The sequence below is a fragment of the Streptomyces sp. NPDC048361 genome (assembly GCF_040651795.1).
Taxonomy (GTDB): Bacteria; Actinomycetota; Actinomycetes; order Streptomycetales; family Streptomycetaceae; genus Streptomyces.
Genome location: NZ_JBEZKW010000005.1, coordinates 143,596 through 161,993 on the forward strand (window position 1 = coordinate 143,596; position 18,398 = coordinate 161,993).

General features: G+C 71.3%; 11 protein-coding genes and 1 pseudogene. 8 read left to right on the plus strand and 4 right to left on the minus strand.

Features of this window, described 5'->3' with window-relative positions; all coding sequences use genetic code 11:
* Positions 1 to 6 precede the first annotated feature (6 nt).
* Positions 7 to 2,940 (plus strand): lysylphosphatidylglycerol synthase transmembrane domain-containing protein, encoded by a 2,934-nt coding sequence (locus tag AB0D31_RS04835; protein ID WP_362717004.1) that lies wholly within the window; start codon positions 7 to 9, stop codon positions 2,938 to 2,940.
* 308 nt (positions 2,941 to 3,248) lie between these two features.
* Here AB0D31_RS04835 and AB0D31_RS04840 read toward each other — a convergent pair whose 3' ends face one another.
* Positions 3,249 to 3,965, minus strand: coding sequence for a YwiC-like family protein (locus AB0D31_RS04840; RefSeq protein WP_362717108.1), 717 nt, complete (start codon positions 3,963 to 3,965; stop codon positions 3,249 to 3,251).
* A gap of 396 nt (positions 3,966 to 4,361) precedes the next feature.
* On the opposite strand from AB0D31_RS04840, the gene AB0D31_RS04845 reads away from it, so the two are divergent.
* The 7 genes and pseudogenes from AB0D31_RS04845 (at position 4,362) to AB0D31_RS04875 (ending at position 15,243) form a co-directional block, all read left to right on the plus strand.
* Positions 4,362 to 8,024: a nitrate reductase subunit alpha gene (locus tag AB0D31_RS04845; protein WP_362717111.1), complete on the plus strand. Its 3,663-nt coding sequence runs from the start codon at positions 4,362 to 4,364 to the stop codon at positions 8,022 to 8,024.
* Positions 8,024 to 9,544 carry a nitrate reductase subunit beta gene (gene narH / locus AB0D31_RS04850; RefSeq protein ID WP_362717007.1) on the plus strand — a complete coding sequence of 507 codons (1,521 nt, stop codon included), beginning with the start codon at positions 8,024 to 8,026 and terminating at the stop codon, positions 9,542 to 9,544. The genes AB0D31_RS04845 and narH overlap by 1 nt, the downstream gene beginning before the upstream one ends.
* A pseudogene (narJ, locus tag AB0D31_RS04855) lies at positions 9,541 to 10,122 on the plus strand (nitrate reductase molybdenum cofactor assembly chaperone); the annotation flags it as partial. The gene narH and the pseudogene narJ, both read left to right, overlap by 4 nt.
* A 185-nt stretch (positions 10,123 to 10,307) precedes the next feature.
* Positions 10,308 to 11,033 carry a respiratory nitrate reductase subunit gamma gene (gene narI / locus AB0D31_RS04860; RefSeq protein WP_362717010.1) on the plus strand — a complete coding sequence of 242 codons (726 nt, stop codon included), beginning with the start codon at positions 10,308 to 10,310 and terminating at the stop codon, positions 11,031 to 11,033.
* The gene (locus AB0D31_RS04865; RefSeq protein WP_362717013.1) at positions 11,030 to 12,211 is read left to right on the plus strand and encodes a TIGR04053 family radical SAM/SPASM domain-containing protein; all 1,182 of its coding nucleotides are present in this window, start codon (positions 11,030 to 11,032) and stop codon (positions 12,209 to 12,211) included. The genes narI and AB0D31_RS04865 overlap by 4 nt, the downstream gene beginning before the upstream one ends.
* Positions 12,208 to 13,584, plus strand: coding sequence for a protoporphyrinogen oxidase (hemG, locus tag AB0D31_RS04870; RefSeq protein ID WP_362717016.1), 1,377 nt, complete (start codon positions 12,208 to 12,210; stop codon positions 13,582 to 13,584). The genes AB0D31_RS04865 and hemG overlap by 4 nt, the downstream gene beginning before the upstream one ends.
* A gap of 75 nt (positions 13,585 to 13,659) precedes the next feature.
* Positions 13,660 to 15,243 (plus strand): alpha/beta hydrolase, encoded by a 1,584-nt coding sequence (locus AB0D31_RS04875; protein ID WP_362717019.1) that lies wholly within the window; start codon positions 13,660 to 13,662, stop codon positions 15,241 to 15,243.
* 182 nt (positions 15,244 to 15,425) lie between these two features.
* Here the strand turns inward: AB0D31_RS04875 and moeZ are convergent, their stop codons facing one another.
* The 3 genes from moeZ to AB0D31_RS04890 form a co-directional block, all read right to left on the minus strand.
* On the minus strand, positions 15,426 to 16,604 hold the full coding sequence (gene moeZ, locus AB0D31_RS04880) for an adenylyltransferase/sulfurtransferase MoeZ (protein WP_362717021.1): 1,179 nt from the start codon (positions 16,602 to 16,604) through the stop codon (positions 15,426 to 15,428).
* Between the two features lie 63 nt (positions 16,605 to 16,667).
* A complete protein-coding gene (locus AB0D31_RS04885; protein WP_362717024.1) occupies positions 16,668 to 17,444 on the minus strand; it encodes a spherulation-specific family 4 protein in 777 nt (258 codons plus the stop codon).
* The gene (locus AB0D31_RS04890; protein WP_362717027.1) at positions 17,432 to 18,397 is read right to left on the minus strand and encodes an NAD-dependent epimerase/dehydratase family protein; all 966 of its coding nucleotides are present in this window, start codon (positions 18,395 to 18,397) and stop codon (positions 17,432 to 17,434) included. The genes AB0D31_RS04885 and AB0D31_RS04890 overlap by 13 nt, the downstream gene beginning before the upstream one ends.
* Between the last annotated feature and the right edge of the window lies 1 nt (position 18,398).

The following is an 18,398-nucleotide window of genomic DNA, read 5'->3' on the forward strand; positions in this document are numbered from 1 at the left end:
CGGGGCGTGCAGCCACCCGAGGCGGCGGCGAGCAGCAGCCCTGAAGCGGGGCGGCAGGCCGCCGCGTCCCAGAATCCGGCCTCCCCGGGCGACGACGGAGCGTCGGTCGGCACGGGCGAAGCCGATAGCTCTGGGAACCCTGCGGGCTCGGAGGGTTCTGAGGGTCCCGGGAGCTCTGCGGGCTCCGGCGGCTCGGATGGCACCGGGAGCTCGGAGGGCTCCACGAGCAGCGGCGGGGCCGAGCCGACCAACGGCGAAGGCGTCGACGAAGGCGTCCGCGAAAGCGAAGGCGTCAACGAAGGCGGGGTCTGCGAGGACTCGGGGTCCATCGAGCGCGTCTCCGTGGACGAACCGCTGCTGCCCGCCCGCGTGCACCGCCCCTCCGACCTGCTCCGGCTGCTCACCGGCGTACTGGCGATCGCCGTCGTCCTGGCGATCGCCGCGTTCGCGCACGGCACCACGTCCGGCCTTGAGGACGACATCACCAAGGGCACCACCGGCACCCCCGACGTCCTGATCCGGCTCGCCGGGCTCGCCTCCAGCATCGCCGTCCTGGTCCTGCCCGTCGCCTTCGCCATCGAACGGCTGATCAAACGCGACGGACTGCGGATCGCGGACGGTGTGCTCGCCGCAGTCCTCGCCCACGGTGTGGCGCTCGCCACCGACCTGTGGGTCGCCAAGTCGGCGCCCGGCTCGATCACGGAGGCGCTGACCCAGCAGTCCTCGTCCGGCACCCTCACCGACCCCGTGCACGGCTACCTCGCCCCCGTCATCGCCTACATGACGGCCGTCGGCATGGCCCGCAGGCCACGGTGGCGGGTGGCGCTGTGGGCGGTGCTGCTGCTCAACTCCTTCGCGGTCCTGGTCGGCGGCCAGACCACCCCGTTCTCGATCATGGTGACGATCCTGATCGGCTGGACCGTCGCGTACGGCACCCTCTACGCGGTCGGCTCGCCCAATGTGCGGCCCACCGGGCAGACCCTCCTCGCGGGCCTGCGCCACGTCGGGTTCAACCCGGTGACCGCGCTGCGCGCCGAGGACGTACCGGACTCGATGGAGCAGGGCGAGCGCGGCCGGCGCTATCTCGTCACCCTGGAGGACGGCCCGGCGCTCGACGTCACGGTCGTCGACCGCGAACAGCAGGCGCAGGGCTTCTTCTACCGGGTGTGGCGCCGCCTGACGCTGCGCTCCATCACCACCCGCCGCTCGATCCAGTCGCTGCGGCAGGCCCTGGAGCAGGAGGCGCTGCTCGCGTACGCGGCGATCGCGGCCGGGGCGAACGCGCCCAAGCTGATCGCCACCTCCGAACTCGGCCCGGACGCCGTGATGCTGGTGTACGAGCACACCGGCGGCCGCTCCCTGGACTCCCTCGACGACAAGGAGATCACCGACGATCTGCTGCGCGAGACGTGGCGGCAGGTCGAGGCGCTCCAGTCGCGGCGGATCGCGCACCGCAGGCTGGCCGGGGACGCGATCCTGGTGGATCGTTCCGGCAGGGTGATCGTGACGGATCTGCGCGGCGGGGAGATCGCGGCCGGCGACATCGTGCTCAGGATGGACGTCGCTCAGCTGCTCACCACGCTCGGCCTGCGCGTCGGCGCCGAGCGGGCGGTCGACTCCGCGCTCGATGTGCTCGGCCCGGACGCCGTGGCCGACAGCCTTCCGCTGCTCCAGCCCATCGCGCTGAGCCGCTCAACCCGCGCGACGCTGCGCAGGCTCGGGCGTGAGCAGGCGCAGCGCGAGCGCGAGGCGGTGCTTGAGGCGTCGGACGCGGCGCGGGAGGCGAAGGCCGCGGAGGCGGCCGCCGCGAAGGAGGCGGCGGCGCACCCCGAGGCCGAGGCGGCCGTTCCGGACGACCGCAAGGCGGTCAAGGCCGAGAAGAAGGCCGAGAAGGTGGCCATCGACGAGGCCCTCGACGAGGCGCACGAGGACGATCTGCTCACCCAGATCCGCCATCAGGTGCTGCTGATCCGGCCGTTGGCCCCGGTGGAGCCGGTGCGTCTTGAACGCATCAAGGTGAAGACGCTGATCAGCTTCGTGGCGGGCGCCTTCGCGGCGTACTTCCTGCTGGTCCAGCTCACCAACATCAAGTTCGGCGAGCTGGTCGCGAACGCCCAGTGGGGCTGGGTCGCGGCGGCCGCGCTGTTCTCGGCGTTGTCGTATCCGGCCGCCGCGGCCAGCCTGCTCGGTTTCGTACCGGAGCGGGTGCCGTTCTGGCGGGCGGTCGTCGCGCAGGTCGCGGGCTCGTTCGTGAAGTTGGTGGCGCCGGCGGCGGTCGGCGGTGTCGCCCTCAACACGCGCTTCCTGCAGCGTGCGGGGGTGCGGCCGGGGCTCGCGGTGGCGAGTGTGGGCGCGTCGCAGCTCTTCGGGCTCGCCTCGCACATCTCGCTCCTGCTGATCTTCGGGTACGTCACCGGCACGGAGCAGACCTCGGAGCTGTCGCCGTCCCGCACGGTGATCGCGGGGCTGCTCACGGCGGCCGTCTTGATCCTCGTCGTGACGGCGGTCCCGTTCCTGCGCAAGTTCGTGGTCAGCCGGGTCCGCTCGCTGTTCGCGGGTGTGGTGCCGCGCATGCTGGACGTGTTGCAGCGGCCGCAGAAGCTGGTCACGGGGATCGGCGGCATGCTGCTTCTGACCGGTGTGTTCGTGATGTGCCTCGACGCGTCGATCCGTGCCTTCGGTACGGGGAGCGAGCACACGCTGAGCTACGCGAGTGTGGCGGTGGTCTTCCTGACGGCCAACGCGCTCGGCTCGGCGGCGCCGACGCCAGGCGGTGTGGGCGCGGTCGAGCTGGCGCTGTCCACGGCGTTGACGATCGCCGGCATGACGGCGGAGACGGCGACGTCGGCGGTGCTCCTGTACCGGCTTCTCACCTTCTGGCTGCCGGTGCTGCCCGGGTGGCTGTGCTTCAACTACTTGACGAGAAAGGGCCAGCTGTAACCCCGGCCCAGGCGGTCCCCCGCGAGCGGTGAGGGTGCGCGGTGCGCGCAGTCCCCCACGCCCCTCATCACCCGCCTGCAGACCGTACGTGGCTGGTCGCGCAGTTCCCCGCGCCCCTAACGGCACGGCGGCTCAGCCCCATCGCAAAGGGAACCGGCACGCGCCGATGCCGGGGCCCTACAGGGGCGCGGGGAACTGTGCGAGCAACCCGCAACCCCCCGCAGACATACGACCACGACCGACCCCCAGGGGCGCGGGGGACTGCGCGCACCCGTGCACCCCGCGGCCACCCACAATCGACCTCCCCCTCAAAACACCCCCACCACCACCCCCAACAACACCCCCGACCCCACCACCTCCACCGCCCCCACAACCCCCACCCGCACCCCCCGCCCCGGCAACCCCACCGCCCGCGCCAGGTACAGCGCGAACGGGACCGCCAGCCACGGGTCGAGCAGGGCCGCCGCCACCAGCGCCACGCAGTGGTAGGCGACCGAACCCCGGTAGTACGCCCGCGAGTTCCGCTCCCTGATCATCGTCTTCACGTACGGCACCGTCCCCGCGAAGTACAACAGGCAGGCCAGCGCGGGCGCCACACCCGACGCCCACATGCCGCCGCCCAGCCGCAGCGCGACCGGCAGCATCGCGCAGGCCGGCACCACCGCCGCGAGCCCGTTCCACAGGGACCGTTCCCGATTGCGGTACGCGTAAAGGGAGTTGACCGCGACGAACGGCACCGCGCACGCCGCAGCGAGCAGCAGCCACGGGTGCAGGGCAGCCACCGGAAGCCCGCACACCGCCGCCGCCGCGCCGAAGCACAGCGCCGGGCGGACATGGCGGCGCGGCGCCCGCGGGTTCCGGGAGATCCGGGTCAGCCGCAGCCACTGCTGGGCGTGGTACACGGCGAGATACCCGAGCAGCCACGTCGCGAAGAGCGGCAGGTGCACCCAGCGCGGCTCCCCGAGGAACGTACCGGCGAGGAACGGCACGGCGAGCATCGCCCACGCCCCGTGCTGGTTCGGCAGCCACCGGCTCCGACCCCCGAGCCGACGACCGCCGGCACGACCACCGCCCCCGCTCTCACCACCGCCACTCCCGCCCCCGCGACCCCCGCCGACTCTCCCGCCCACGGCGACCCGCCTTTCGATTCTGCGAAATGACCAAAAGTACTGGACGCCGCCCACGTCCGGCGCTTTATCCAGTTTCTCAGGCCGCTCCCGGGACATTTGCGGAATTAGGTCACCGCCGGGTGGGACCAAAGACCCCGAGTTCCAAGAAACGCCGGGCGTAGTGTCATTGGTGGCCGTCCGGAGGCGTCCGCTTTTCCCGACAGTCCGTCCGGAAAGCCCGCTCACATTCTTTTCTCCGGGCCACAGGAGTTTCCGTTGCAACAGAAAGCGCAGCAGAAAGCACAGCAGAAGGTGCATCAGCAGGCGCGGCACGGGCACGACGCCGCCGACGCGCTGGTGCGTGCGGGCAGCTTCTTCACCCGCGCCGAGGTCTCCGACGATCTGCGCACCGTGCACCGCACCGGCGGCCGGCAGGCGGAATCCTTCTACCGGGACCGCTGGAGCCACGACAAGGTCGTGTACTCGACGCACGGCGTGAACTGCACGGGCTCCTGCCGCTGGAAGGTGTACGTCAAGGACGGCATCATCACCTGGGAGACCCAGGCCACCGACTACCCCTCCGTCGGCCCGGACCGCCCCGAGTACGAGCCGCGCGGCTGCCCCCGCGGCGCCTCCTTCTCCTGGTACAGCTACTCACCCACCCGCGTCCGGTACCCGCACGTACGCGGCGAGCTCCTGACGATGTACCGCGAGGCCAAGGCGCGCCTCGGCGACCCGGTCCTGGCTTGGGCCGACATCCAGGGCGACCCCGAGCGGCGCCGCCGGTACCAGAAGGCGCGCGGCAAGGGCGGTCTGGTGCGGGCGAGTTGGGAGGAGGCCGTCGAGATCGTCGCGGCCGCCCACGTCCACACGATCAAGGAACACGGACCGGACCGGGTCGCGGGCTTCTCCCCCATCCCGGCGATGTCGATGGCCTCGCACGCCGCCGGCGCCCGCTTCCACTCGCTCATCGGCGCGCCGATGCTCTCCTTCTACGACTGGTACGCGGACCTGCCGGTGGCGTCCCCGCAGGTCTTCGGCGATCAGACCGACGTCCCGGAGTCCGGCGACTGGTGGGACGCGGCCTATTTGATGATGTGGGGCTCCAACGTCCCCGTCACCCGCACCCCCGACGCGCACTGGATGACCGAGGCGCGCTATCGCGGCCAGAAGGTCGTCACCGTCTCCCCGGATTACGCGGACAACACCAAGTTCGCCGACGAGTGGATGCATCCGCACCCGGGGACGGACGGCGCACTCGCCCTCGCGATGGGCCATGTGATCCTCCGGGAATTCTTCGTGGAGCGGCCGACGCCTTTCTTCACGGATTACGTCCGCACCTATACGGATCTGCCGTTCCTGGTCTCCCTCAAAGAGACCGAGGAGGGGCTCGTGCCGCACAAGTTCGTCACGGCGGCCGATCTCGGCGACGACTCCGAGAACGCGTGCTGGAAGACCGTGCTCATCGACGATGCCACGGGTGAACCGACCGTCCCGAACGGCACATTGGGCCACCGCTGGGGTACCACGCCCGAGTGGAACCTGGACCTGGGCGACACCGTGCCCCGGCTCACCCTCCTGGACGAGAAGGGCGGCGAGAGCGCCGAAGTGGTGCTGCCCCGCTTCGAGGAGACCGGCGAGGGCGCCGAGGGTGTCGTACGCCGCGGTGTCCCGGTGCGCCGGATCAACGGCCGTGCCGTCACCACCGTGTACGACCTGATGCTGGCCCAGTACGGCGTGGGCCGCGCGGGTCTGCCCGGCGTCTGGCCCACCTCGTACGAGGACGCCACGACGCCGGGCACCCCCGCCTGGCAGGAGACCCTCACCTCCGTACCGTCGGCCCAAGTGACGCGGGTGGCACGGGAGTTCGCGGACACGGCCGAGAAGTCGGGGGGCCGCTGCATGATCCTCATGGGGGCCGGCACCAACCACTGGTTCCACTCCGAGACCATCTACCGCGCCTTTCTCGCGCTGCTCACCCTGACCGGCTGCCAGGGCCGCAACGGGGGCGGCTGGGGGCACTACGTCGGGCAGGAGAAGTGCCGGCCGGTCACCGGCTGGGCCACCCTCGCGAGCGCCTCCGACTGGGCCCGTCCGCCCCGCCACATGATCGGCGCGGGCTGGTTCTACCTCCACACCGACCAATGGCGCTACGACACGCTGCCCACCGAGGCGCTGGCCTCCCCGCTCGGTGACGGCCGCTTCGAGGGCATGACCGGCGCCGACTGCCTGGCCGCGTCCGCCCGCATGGGCTGGATGCCGTCGTACCCCACCTTCGACCGCAACCCCCTCGAACTCGGCGAGGCCGACGACCCCGTCCAGCACGTGGTGGACGAGCTGAAGGCGGGCCGGCTCGGCTTCGCCGGTGAGGACCCGGACGCACCGGGCAACTGGCCGCGCGTCCTGAACGTGTGGCGTGCCAATCTGCTGGGCTCCAGCTCCAAGGGCAACGAGTACTTCCTGAAGCATCTGCTGGGTACGCACTCCAACCTGCCGGACGACGGCCCCCGTTGCGCCCCGCGCGATGTGGCCTGGCACCCGCAGGACGTCGAGGGCAAACTCGATCTGCTGCTCGCGATGGACTTCCGGATGACGTCGACGACGCTGCTCAGCGATGTCGTGCTGCCCGCTGCGACCTGGTACGAGAAGCACGACCTGTCCTCGACCGACATGCACCCGTTCCTGCACGCCTTCACCCCGGCCGTGGACCCGCCCTGGCAGGCCCGCTCCGATTACGACGCCTTCCACGCGCTAGCCGACCGCTTCGGCGAGCTGGCCAAGGAGCACCTCGGCGTACGCAAGGACGTGGTCTCGACCGCGCTCCAGCACGACACCCCGGGCGGCGAGATGGCCCAGCCCGGCGGGGCGGCGCTCGACTGGTCGAAGGGCGAGTGCGAGCCCGTGCCCGGGCGCACCATGTACAACCTGACCGTCGTCGAGCGTGACTACGGCGCCGTCGGCGAGAAGTTCGCCGCGCTCGGCCCGCTCGTCGACAAGCTCGGCGTCACCACCAAGGCGATCACCTTCGACGTGGCCGAGGAGGTCGCGTATCTGGGCGAGAAGAACGGGCGCGTGCGGGCGGGGGTCGCCGAGGGGCGGCCGCGCCTGGACACCGCCCAGCACGCCTGCGAGGCAATCCTCTCCCTGTCCGGCACCTCCAACGGGCGCCTGGCGACGCAGGGGTTCGAGACGCTGGAGAGGAAGACCGGGCAGCACATGGCCCATCTGGCCGCGGAGGCCGAGGGCAAGCGCATCACGTTCGCCGACACCCAGGCGCGGCCGGTCCCGGTGATCACATCGCCGGAGTGGTCGGGCAGCGAGTCCGGCGGCCGGCGCTACACCGCGTTCACCGTCAACACCGAACACCTCAAGCCCTGGCACACTTTGACGGGACGTCAGCACTTCTTCCTGGACCACGACTGGATCCACGAGGTCGGCGAGGCGCTGCCCGTCTACAAGCCGCCGCTCGACATGCACCGCCTGTACGGAGAGCCCGAGGTCGGCTCGACCGACGGCAAGCAGGTCGCGGTCCGCTATCTCACTCCGCACAACAAGTGGGCGATCCACAGCCAGTACCAGGACAACCTCTACATGATGACGCTCGGGCGCGGCGGCCAGACCATCTGGATGTCCCCGCAGGACGCCGACGCGATCGGCGTGCGCGACAACGACTGGATCGAGGCGGTCAACCGCAACGGCGTGGTCACCGCCCGCGCGATCGTCTCGCACAAGATGCCCGCCGGCACCGTCTACATGAACCACGCGCAGGAACGCACGGTGGGCGTGCCGAAGACGGAGAAGACCGGCAAGCGCGGCGGCATCCACAACTCGCTCACCCGGATCATGCTCAAACCCACCCATCTCGTGGGTGGCTACGCCCAGTTGACGTGGGCGTTCAACTATCTCGGCCCGACCGGCAACCAGCGTGACGAGGTCACCGTCATCCGCCGCCGCGACCAGGAGGTCCAGTACTGATGCGCGTGATGGCACAGATCGCGATGGTCATGAACCTCGACAAGTGCATCGGCTGCCACACCTGCTCGGTCACCTGCAAGCAGACGTGGACCAACCGGCAGGGCACCGAGTACGTCTGGTTCAACAACGTCGAGACCCTCCCCGGGCAGGGCTATCCGCGCCGCTGGGAGGACCAGGAGAAATGGAAGGGTGGCTGGGAGCGCACCCGCTCCGGCAAGCTGCGCCTGCGCGCGGGCAGCCGCCTCAAGCGGCTCGGGAACATCTTCGCCAACCCCGAACTCCCCGGAATCGACGACTACTACCAGCCGTGGACGTACGAGTACAAGAACCTGATCGACGCCCCCGCGGGCAACGACCTGCCGGTCGCGCGGCCCGTCTCCAGCCTCACCGGTGAGCCCATCGACACGATCGAGTGGGGCCCCAACTGGGACGACAATCTGGGCGGCGCACCGCAGAACGCCCCGCTCGACCCCATCGTGGAGAAGATTCGCGAGGAGGTCGGCGAGAAGATCAGATTCGAGTTCGAGCAGAGCTTCATGTTCTATCTGCCGCGGGTGTGCGAGCACTGCCTCAACCCGGCGTGCGTCTCGTCGTGCCCGTCGGGCGCGATGTACAAGCGCGAGGAGGACGGCATCGTCCTCGCCGACCAGGACCAGTGCCGCGGCTGGCGGATGTGTGTGACGGGCTGCCCGTACAAGAAGGTGTACTTCAACCACTCCACCGGCAAGGCCGAGAAATGCACGTTCTGCTTCCCGCGCATCGAGGCGGGACTGCCGACCGTCTGTGCGGAGACCTGCGTCGGGCGGATGCGCTACCTCGGCGTGATGCTGTACGACGCCGACAAGGTGGCCGAGGCCACGGCCGTCGAGGACGAACACGACCTCTACCCAAGTCAGTTGGAGTGCTTCCTCGACCCGAACGATCCGGCGGTCGCCGCCGCCGCGCGGGCCTCGGGCATCGCCCACGAGTGGATCGAGGCGGCCCGCCGCTCCCCGGTGTACGACCTGATCGCCACCTACCAGGTCGCGCTGCCGCTCCATCCGGAGTACCGCACGATGCCGATGGTCTGGTACGTGCCACCGCTCTCCCCGGTCGTCGAGGCGGTCGCCGCGAGCGGCCACGACGGCGAGGACGCGGGGAACCTGTTCGGCGCGATCGACGCCATGCGGATCCCGGTGGAGTACCTGGCCGAGCTGCTCACCGCCGGCGACACCTACCCCGTGGAGGCGGTGCTGCGCCGGATGGCCGCGATGCGCGCCTACATGCGCCGCGTCAATCTCGGTGAGGCCCGCGACGAGTCCATCGCCGCCGCCGTCGGGCTCACCGGCACCGAGATGGAGGACCTGTTCCGGCTCCTCGCGATCGCCAAGTACGAGGACCGGTACGTGGTGCCCAGCGCGGCCCGCGCCGACGCCGGCGCCCTCGCCGAGGCCCACCCGCTCGACGCCACCTGTCCCGTTGGTGACGTCACCAGGGACCGCGTCCTGTTGAACCTCTCCCCCACCCGGAGAATCGCATGAACCCCGAGAGCTCAGCCGTCCTGCGTCTGGTCGCGGCGCGCTGCCTGCGCTACCCCGACGACATGTTCTTCTCTCAACTCCCTCTGCTGCGCGAGGCGTTGTACGAAAGCCCGGGGTCGGCGGCCGAGCGGCTCCAGGCCTTCGTGGACACGGCGGCGGCCACCGACCCGATGGACCTGGCCGCGCACTACACCTCCACCTTCGACACCCGTAACCGGCGCTGTCTGTATCTGACGTGGTGGACCGACGGCGACACCCGGCGCCGGGGTCTCTCGCTCGTGCGACTCAAGCGGATCTACCGCGACCACGGCCTGGAGTTCAGCCACGAGGAGCTGCCCGACTTCCTGCCCGCCGCGCTCGAATTCGCCGGCCGTCACGAGGAGTCCGGCACGCTACTGCTCCAGGAGCACCGGGCGGGCCTCGAACTGCTGCGGCTCGCCCTCACCGAGTTCTGCACCCCGTACGCCGATGTGCTCGAAGCGGTCTGCGCGACCCTGCCCGGCGCATCGCCCACCACGAAGGCCGAGGCGAAGGCGCTGGCCAAGGCGGGCCCGCCCCGGGAAAGCGTCGGCCTCGAACCGCTGGGGCCCGGTGCCGAGCCACTCGTCCCCGGCGCCGAACCGTTCGGATCCGGCCTCGAACCGCTGGGGCCCGGGCCCGAACCGCTCGGATCCGACACCGAACCGCCGGCCCGCACCGCCCCACCCTTCGCGTCCGGCGTCGCCCTCCCCTGGCCCGGTTTCCCCGAGAGGAAGGCATCCTGATGGATCTGCTCCTGTGGGGCGTGCTGCCCTATGTGTCGATCGCGCTGCTGATCGCGGGCGTCCTGTGGCGGGCCCGCTACGACCGGTTCGGCTGGACCACCCACTCCAGCCAGGTCCACGAGGCGCGGCTGCTGCGCATCGGATCGCCGCTCTTCCACTTCGGGATGGCGTTCGTCGTCCTCGGCCATGTGGTGGGCCTGGTGATCCCGCAGAGCTGGACCGACGCGGTCGGGGTGAGCGACCACACCTACCACCTGCTCGCCGTGACGACCGGCGCGGTCGCGGGCGTCGCCGCGGCAGCCGGCATCGGCCTCCTCGTGTACCGCCGCCTGAGAGTCCCCGCGGTGCGCCGGGCGACCCTGCGCAGCGACCACCTGATGTACACGTTCCTGCTCGGCGCGATGGTGCTCGGCCTGACGGCGACCATCCTCAACTCGACCGGTGCGACCGGGGGTTACAACTACCGCGAGGGCATCTCGATCTGGTTCCGCTCCCTCTTCACCTTCCAGCCGGACTACCACCTGATGGGCGCGGCGCCGCTCGCCTTCCAGCTGCACATCCTGTTCGGCTTCGCCCTGTTCGCGCTGGTCCCGTACTCGCGGCTCGTGCACGTCTTCAGCGCGCCGGTGCAGTACCTGTTCCGCCCGTACGTCGTCTACCGGCGCCGCGATCCGAAGCTGACGGCCGGCCGGGCGGACCGGCGCGGCTGGGAGAAGGTCCGATGAGCGAGCGGCGAACCCTCGTGCGCAGGCCGCGGCACGCCCTGGCGGAGCGGCCCTTCATCGTGATCTGGGAAGCCACCCGCGCCTGCCCCCTGGCCTGTCTGCACTGCCGGGCCGAGGCGCGGCCGGACCGCGATCCGGGCGAGCTCGACGCGGTGGACGCCCGGCGCCTGATGGACCAGATCGCCGCGTTCGGCAAGCCGAGCCCGCTGTTCGTCATCACCGGCGGCGACCCCTTCCAACGCCCCGACCTCAACGACCTGGTGGCGTACGGAACTTCACTGGGGTTGCGCGTCGCGGTGTCGCCGTCCGGCACGCCGACGCTGACCCGCGCCAACCTGACGGCGGTGCGGGACGCGGGCGCGGTGGCGCTCTCCCTCTCGCTCGACGGGTCGACCGCCGAGCGGCACGACGCCTTCCGGGGCGTCGACGGTGTCTTCGACTGGACCCTGGACGGCTGGCGGGCCGCCCGCGAGCTCGGTCTCAAGGTGCAGATCAACACCACCGTCACCCGCGCCTCCCTGCCCGACCTCGCCGACATCGCGGCCCTGGTCAGGCGCGAGGGCGCCATGCTCTGGTCCGGCTTCGTCCTGGTGCCGACCGGGCGCGGCGCGGACCTGGCGGCGCTGACCCCGCACGGGATCGAGGACGTGCTGCACTTCCTGTACGACTGCGGCTCTGTCATCGCCACGAAGACGACCGAAGGCCACCACTTCCGGCGCGTCGCCCTCCAGCGCGCGGTCCTGGCCCGCCACGGCGAGCAGCCCGAACTCGGCCCCCTCTATGGCCAACTCTCCGTCCGCGCGCAGGAGTTGGGCTTCTTCGAGGGTGCGCGGCGTGCGGTGCGCAGGCCGCCGATGGATGTGTCGTCGGGCCGCGGCTTCGTCTTCGTGTCACACACCGGCGAGGTCCACCCCAGCGGGTTCCTGCCCGTCAGCGCGGGCAATGTGAAGCACCATCCGCTGGCCGAGATCTACCGCGGCTCGGCTCTCTTCACCACGCTCCGCGACCCCGCTCTGCTGCGCGGGAAATGCGGACGCTGCGAGTTCAACACCGTGTGCGGCGGCTCCCGTTCACGGGCGTACGGCCTGACCGGTGACGTACTCGCCGCCGACCCGTGGTGTGCCTACGAGCCCGGTGCCTTCCCCCATCAGGACGACCTCCGAGAGCTGGTTCCATGAGATCGACGCGATCGGTCATCGTCATCGGCGGTGGCATCAGCGGCCTCGCCGCCGCCTGGCAGCTGCGCGGCCGCGCCGACGTCACCGTCCTGGAGAGCGAGGCGCGCATCGGCGGCAAGCTCCGCACCGGCACGCTCGCCGGGGTGCCCGTCGACGAGGGCGCCGAGTCCGTGATGGCGCTGCGCCCCGAGGCCGTCGACCTCGCCACGGCGGTCGGCCTCGGCCCCGCCCTCGCCGAGCCGGCTCCCGCGCCGGTCACCGTGTGGACGCGGGGCGCGCTGCGCGCGATGCCCGCCGGCCATGTGCTCGGCATTCCCTCCGACCCGGCGGCCCTCGCCGGCACCGGCCTCCTGTCGGACGAGGGACTCGCGCGGCTGCGCGCGGAGCCGGAGCAGCCGGCCGTCCCCCTCACCGAGGACATCGCCGTCTGCGACTACCTGACCGGCCGGATCGGCCGGGAAGCGGTGGACCGCCTGGTGGAACCGCTGCTGGGCGGCGTGTACGCGGGCAGGACCGACCGTCTTTCGCTGCGCTCGGCGATGCCGGGCGTGGCCAGGATCGCCGAGCGCGGCGAGCCGCTCCTCGCGGCCCTGCGCGGCCGGCCGCGCCCCCGGGGTTCCTTCGTGCGCGGCATCGAGGGCGGCACCGGGCGGCTGCCGCTCGCGGTCGCCGAGGCGAGCGGGGCCCGCGTCCTGACCGGCACGACCGTACGCGCCCTCGAACGCACCCCGTCCGGGAACTGGCGGGTCCAGGCCACGACCGCCGACGGTCCGCTGCTGCTGAGCGCCGACGCGGTGATCCTCGCGGTGCCCGCCTTCGCGGCGGCCACCCTGCTCCGCCCGTACGCGCCCGACGCCCACCTCGGGCTCTCGGCGATCCCGTACGCCAGCACGGCCGTGGTGACGATGGGCTTCGCGCGGGAACGGGCCGGGCTTGCCGGGCCGGCCGCCGGCAACGGCTTCCTCGTGCCGCCCGTCGACGGCCACACCGTGAAGGCCGCCACCTTCCTGTCCAACAAATGGGGGTGGCAGGCCGCGGCGGCCCCCGGCCACTTCATCCTGCGCGCCTCGGTGGGCCGGGCGGGCGAGGAGCACCTCCTGGAGCGCCCCGACCGGCATCTCGTACGCGCCGCCCTCAACGATCTGCACCACGCCGTCGGTCCGATCGGCGAGCCGGTCGCGGCCCGTGTCACCCGCTGGGAGCGCGGCCTGCCCCAGTACACGGTGGGCCACGCCGAGCGCATGGCCCGCGTCCGCGAGGACATCGCCCGGCTCCCCGGCCTCGCCGTGTGCGGCGCCGCGTACGAAGGCGTCGGCATCGCGGCGTGCGTGGCGACGGGGCTCGCCGCCGCGCTCAAGGTCACGGAGGGATAGCCGCACGGGCCGGGGGTGCCACCCGCATGGCGCCCCGCTCGCGCACGCCCGTTGCCCGCGCCGCAGGATGGGGGGATGGAACACCACCGTGCCCCCCGCAAGCGGACGCGCGCGACCGCGTTCGGCGCCGCCGCCCTCCTGCTCGCCGCCGGCTGTTCCAGCGGCGACAAGGACGACAACGGGCTCAGCTCCACCGCCGGCGACCCGGCCAAGCTCGCCACGCAGAAGCTGAGCTGGAAGCCGTGCGCGGCACCCACCGCGGCGGAGGGCACGGGATCGTCCCCCTCCGCGCCGCCCGGTGGTGGTCAGTGGAAGTGCGCCACCATGAAGGTGCCGCTCGACTACGCCAACCCCAAGGCCGGCACCATCGACCTGGCACTCATCCGCGCCGAGGCCACCGACCAGGCCCACCGCATCGGCTCGCTCGTCTTCAACTTCGGCGGCCCCGGCGGCTCGGGAGTGACGACGCTGCCCGCCGCCGCGACCGACTACAAGGGGCTGCGGGCCCGCTACGACCTGGTGAGCTTCGACCCGCGCGGCGTCGGCGCGAGCGCGCCGGTGCGCTGCGAGAACGACTCCCAGCTCGACACCTACTTCGCCCAGGACGCCACCCCCGACACGCCTGCCCAGGAGGCGTCGTACGTCGAGACCCTCAAGTCGTTCGCGACGGCCTGCAAGGACAACTCCGGCACGGTACTCCCCCACGTCGGCACCACCAACGCGGCCCGCGACATGGACCTGATGCGCCAGGTGCTCGGCGACCGGAAGCTCCATTACATGGGCATCTCGTACGGCACCGAACTCGGCGGCGTCTACGCGCATCTGTTCCCCAAGAACGTGGGGCGGGCCGTCTTCGACGGTGTCGTCGACCCCACCAACGACGTCGAGCAGGGCGCGCTCGGCCAGGCCAAGGGCTTCCAGCTCGCCCTCGACAACTTCGCCCAGGACTGTGTGAACCGCGGCGACCGGTGTCTGCTGCGCGGTTCCAACGTCAAGGAGGTCGAGGACGTCATCGTCAAACTCCTCGCCCAGCTCGGCAAGAAGCCCATCCCGGCGGGCAGCAGCGGCCGGCAGCTCACCCAGACCCAGGCCACCAACGGCATCGCGCAGGCCCTGTACTCCAAGGAGTACTGGCAACTGCTCGAACAGGGCGTGGACGACGCGGAGGGCGGCGACGGCGCGCTGCTCCTCGTTCTGTCGGACTCCATGAACGGGCGCGCCAAGGACGGCTCGTACAGCAACATCCAGGCAGCCAACGCGGCCATCAACTGCGTTGATTTCACACAGCGTTACACGGTGGACCAGGCGAAGGCGAAGGTGCCGGAGTTCCGCAGGGCGTCGCCCGTCTTCGGCGACTTCATGGCCTGGGGCCTGCTCGGCTGCTCCGAGTGGCCGGTCGCCGGCCAGTGGACCACGCCCGACGTGAGCGCGCCGGGCGCACCGCCCATCGTGGTCGTCGGCAACACCGGCGACCCGGCGACGCCGTACGAGGGCGCCAAGAACATGGTGGACAAGCTCGGCCCGGGGGTCGGCGTGGAACTCACGTACAAGGGCCAGGGCCACGGGGCGTACGACAGTGGCAACAAGTGCGTGCAGAACGCGGTGAACGCGTATCTGCTGGAGGGGAAGGCGCCGTCGGCCGGGGCGGTGTGCCAGTGAAGGCTTGTTCTTCGACTGCGGGCCGGCTGTGGCCGGCCGCGCGGTTCCCCGCGCGCCCGAACAGCCCGTAGGGGGCCTGCCCCACTGGTGAGTGCGGCCGGCCCCCTACGGGTGTGCTTGCAGGGGCGCGGGGAGCTGCGTGAACGGCCCACGACGGCCCGCGGTCGACGTACCCCGCGCGCTCAGTAAATCGGCTTCTCCGGCTCGATCTGGTTGACCCAGCCGATCACGCCGCCGCCCACGTGGACCGCGTCGGCGAAGCCCGCGGACTTGAGGACCGCGAGGACCTCCGCCGAGCGGACGCCCGTCTTGCAGTGCAGGACGATGCGCTTGTCCTGGGGCAGTGATTCGAGGGCCGAGCCCATCAGGAACTCGTTCTTCGGGATCAGCTTGGCGCCCGGGATCGAGACGATCTCGTACTCGTTGGGCTCGCGGACGTCGATGATCTCGATCTTCTCGTCCGCGTCGATCCACTCCTTGAGCTGCCGGGGAGTGATCGTCGAGCCCATGGCCGCTTCCTGGGCCTCCTCGGAGACGACGCCGCAGAAGGCCTCGTAGTCGATGAGCTCGGTGACGGTCGGGTTCTCGCCGCAGACCGCGCAGTCCGGGTCCTTGCGGACCTTCACCTGGCGGTACTGCATCTCCAGGGCGTCGTAGATCATCAGGCGGCCGACCAGCGGCTCGCCGATGCCCGCGAGGAGCTTGATGGCCTCGTTGACCTGGATGGAACCGATCGACGCGCAGAGCACGCCGAGCACGCCGCCCTCGGCGCAGCTGGGGACCATGCCCGGCGGCGGGGGCTCCGGGTAGAGGCAGCGGTAGCAGGGGCCGTGCTCGGACCAGAAGACCGAGGCCTGGCCGTCGAAGCGGTAGATCGAACCCCACACGTAGGGCTTGTTGAGCAGTACGCACGCGTCGTTGACCAGGTAGCGGGTCGCGAAGTTGTCCGTGCCGTCGACGATCAGGTCGTACTGGCTGAAGATGTCCATCACGTTCTCGGCTTCGAGCCGCTCTTCGTGCAGGACCACGTTCACGTACGGGTTGATGCCGAGGACGGAGTCACGCGCGGACTGCGCCTTGGAGCGGCCGATGTCGGCCTGGCTGTGGATGATCTGGCGCTGGAGGTTCGACTCGTCGACCTCGTCGAACTCCACGATGCCGAGCGTGCCGACACCGGCGGCGGCCAGGTACATCAGGGCCGGGGAGCCGAGACCGCCGGCGCCCACGGCGAGCACCTTCGCGTTCTTCAGCCGCTTCTGCCCGTCCATCCCGACGTCGGGGATGATCAGGTGACGCGAATACCTGCGGACCTCGTCTACGGTGAGCTCAGCTGCTGGCTCGACCAGGGGTGGCAGCGACACGGAAACTCCGTCGGTCGGTATGTCAGTACGGTTGTTCTCTCCGTAACACTGCCACGCTCCCCCTCATTCCGAGATACCGGGTCCGATCCGCGAGACGATTTCGTCCCAGTAACCGGGCAGTGTCTCAAATGGGTCGATCCGCCCTTTTCCGCGCGGGGCCCGGTCCGGGCGGTCGGTGAAGTAGATCGTGCCCGCGCCCTGCCAGCGGGCGATGCGCAGCGCCTCCTCCAGATGGGTCCTCGGCACCCCGTGCACCAGGTGGCAGAAGCGCTCAGGCGGCAGGTCGGCGGTCCATTCGGCCACCTGCCACCAGCGGTATTCGCTCCAGGGGCCGCAGAAGGTGACCAGCTGGTCGGCGAGGTCGGCATAGCCGGGGCAGGGATGCGTGCCGTGCCCGAAGACCAGGTGCGCGTCGGCGCGCATGGCCCGCAGGGTCTCCGTGGTGCGCCGCATGTCGAGAAGGCCGTCTCGCTCTGTGGGACAGCGGTCCAGGTAGAAGCCGTCGACCCGGTACCAGTCGAGGTAGCGCTGGGCCTCGGCGATCTGCTCGCCGAAGGTCCGGGTGCCGTACGCCGCGTCGAGGTGGCCGAGCACCCGGATCCCGGCGTTGCGGAGCTTGCCCGCGGCTTCGAGGCAGTGCGGGTCGGGCCGGCTGCCGGGGCCGCCGGGGGCGCCGCCGGCCACGTTGAGCACGGCCCAGTGCAACGGCGTTCCCGGGCGGGTGAGTTCGGCCCATTCGACGGGGGCGACGAGCGGATGGGCGTAGCCGGGGACGCCGAGGCCGAGCCGGTCGGCGCCGGTGGCGGCGCGTTGCCTGGCGGTCCGGGTCAGATGCGGCATGCCGCCTCCATCCAGATGTCGGCGAGGGACTCCTCCAGATTGATCCGGGGCCGCCAGCCGAGCCGGTCGCGGGCGGTGCGCACATCGGCCTGCTGCCAGCTGCCGCAACCGTCGGGGTACGGCGAGGGCGCGGCGAGGTGGTCGAGGGCGGCCTCGCCGGAGCGCGGGGATCCGATGAGGCCGGGCCGCATGGCGGGCGGACCGTCCAGTTCGTGCAGGGCGCCCCCGTAGCCGGCGACCCTGGCGAGGACGGCGGCGGCGTCGCGGAGCTTCACCGAGCGTCCGGTGCCGATGTTGACCACGCCCTGGGCGGCGGAGAGCGAGGCGGCGTGAACGGCCCGCGCCACATCGCGTACGTCCACGAAGTCCCGCTGGACGCCGAGTCCGCCGAGCTTCAGCTCGCCGTCGCCGGCCTGCATGGCGCGGCGCATCGCCTCGGCGAGCCGGCCGAGCGGGGAGCCGGCGGGGGTGCCGGGTCCGACGGGCGAGAAGACGCGCAGCACGATCGCGTCGAGCCCGGAGCCGAGGACGAGTTCGGTCGCGGCGAGCTTGGAGACGCCGTACGGTCCGCCGGGGCGCGGCACCGCGTCCTCGGCGGTGGATGAGCCGGGCTGCGAGGGACCGTACTCGGACGCGCAGCCGATCTGCACGAGGCGGGCGCCGCAGCCGCTGCGGCGCAGGGCCTCGCAGACCGTGGCGACAGCGACGGTGTTGTGCCGGGTCAGTTCGCGGGCGCCGCCGCGGATCGCTCCGGCGCAGTTGACGACGACCCCGGGGTGGACGGCGTCCAGGAAGCGGGTGAGGGCTCCCGGGCTGCCGGTGGCGAGGTCGAACCGTACGTCGGCGTCGTCGCCGCGCCCGAGGGCGGTGAGCTGGACGGCGGGGTCGGCGAGCAGGCGGTCGGCGACGAACCGGCCGAGGTATCCGTTGGCTCCGAGCAGCAGCACCCTCATC

Excerpts from the sequence above, each read along its gene's own strand:
- narH (WP_362717007.1), top strand. The coding sequence starts at position 8,024 with ATGCGCGTGATGGCACAGATCGCGATGGTCATGAACCTCGACAAGTGC.
- narI (WP_362717010.1), top strand. The coding sequence starts at position 10,308 with ATGGATCTGCTCCTGTGGGGCGTGCTGCCCTATGTGTCGATCGCGCTG.
- AB0D31_RS04865 (WP_362717013.1), top strand. The coding sequence starts at position 11,030 with ATGAGCGAGCGGCGAACCCTCGTGCGCAGGCCGCGGCACGCCCTGGCG.
- hemG (WP_362717016.1), top strand. The coding sequence starts at position 12,208 with ATGAGATCGACGCGATCGGTCATCGTCATCGGCGGTGGCATCAGCGGC.
- AB0D31_RS04875 (WP_362717019.1), top strand. The coding sequence starts at position 13,660 with ATGGAACACCACCGTGCCCCCCGCAAGCGGACGCGCGCGACCGCGTTC.
- AB0D31_RS04885 (WP_362717024.1), bottom strand. The coding sequence starts at position 17,444 with ATGCCGCATCTGACCCGGACCGCCAGGCAACGCGCCGCCACCGGCGCC.
- AB0D31_RS04890 (WP_362717027.1), bottom strand. The coding sequence starts at position 18,397 with ATGAGGGTGCTGCTGCTCGGAGCCAACGGATACCTCGGCCGGTTCGTC.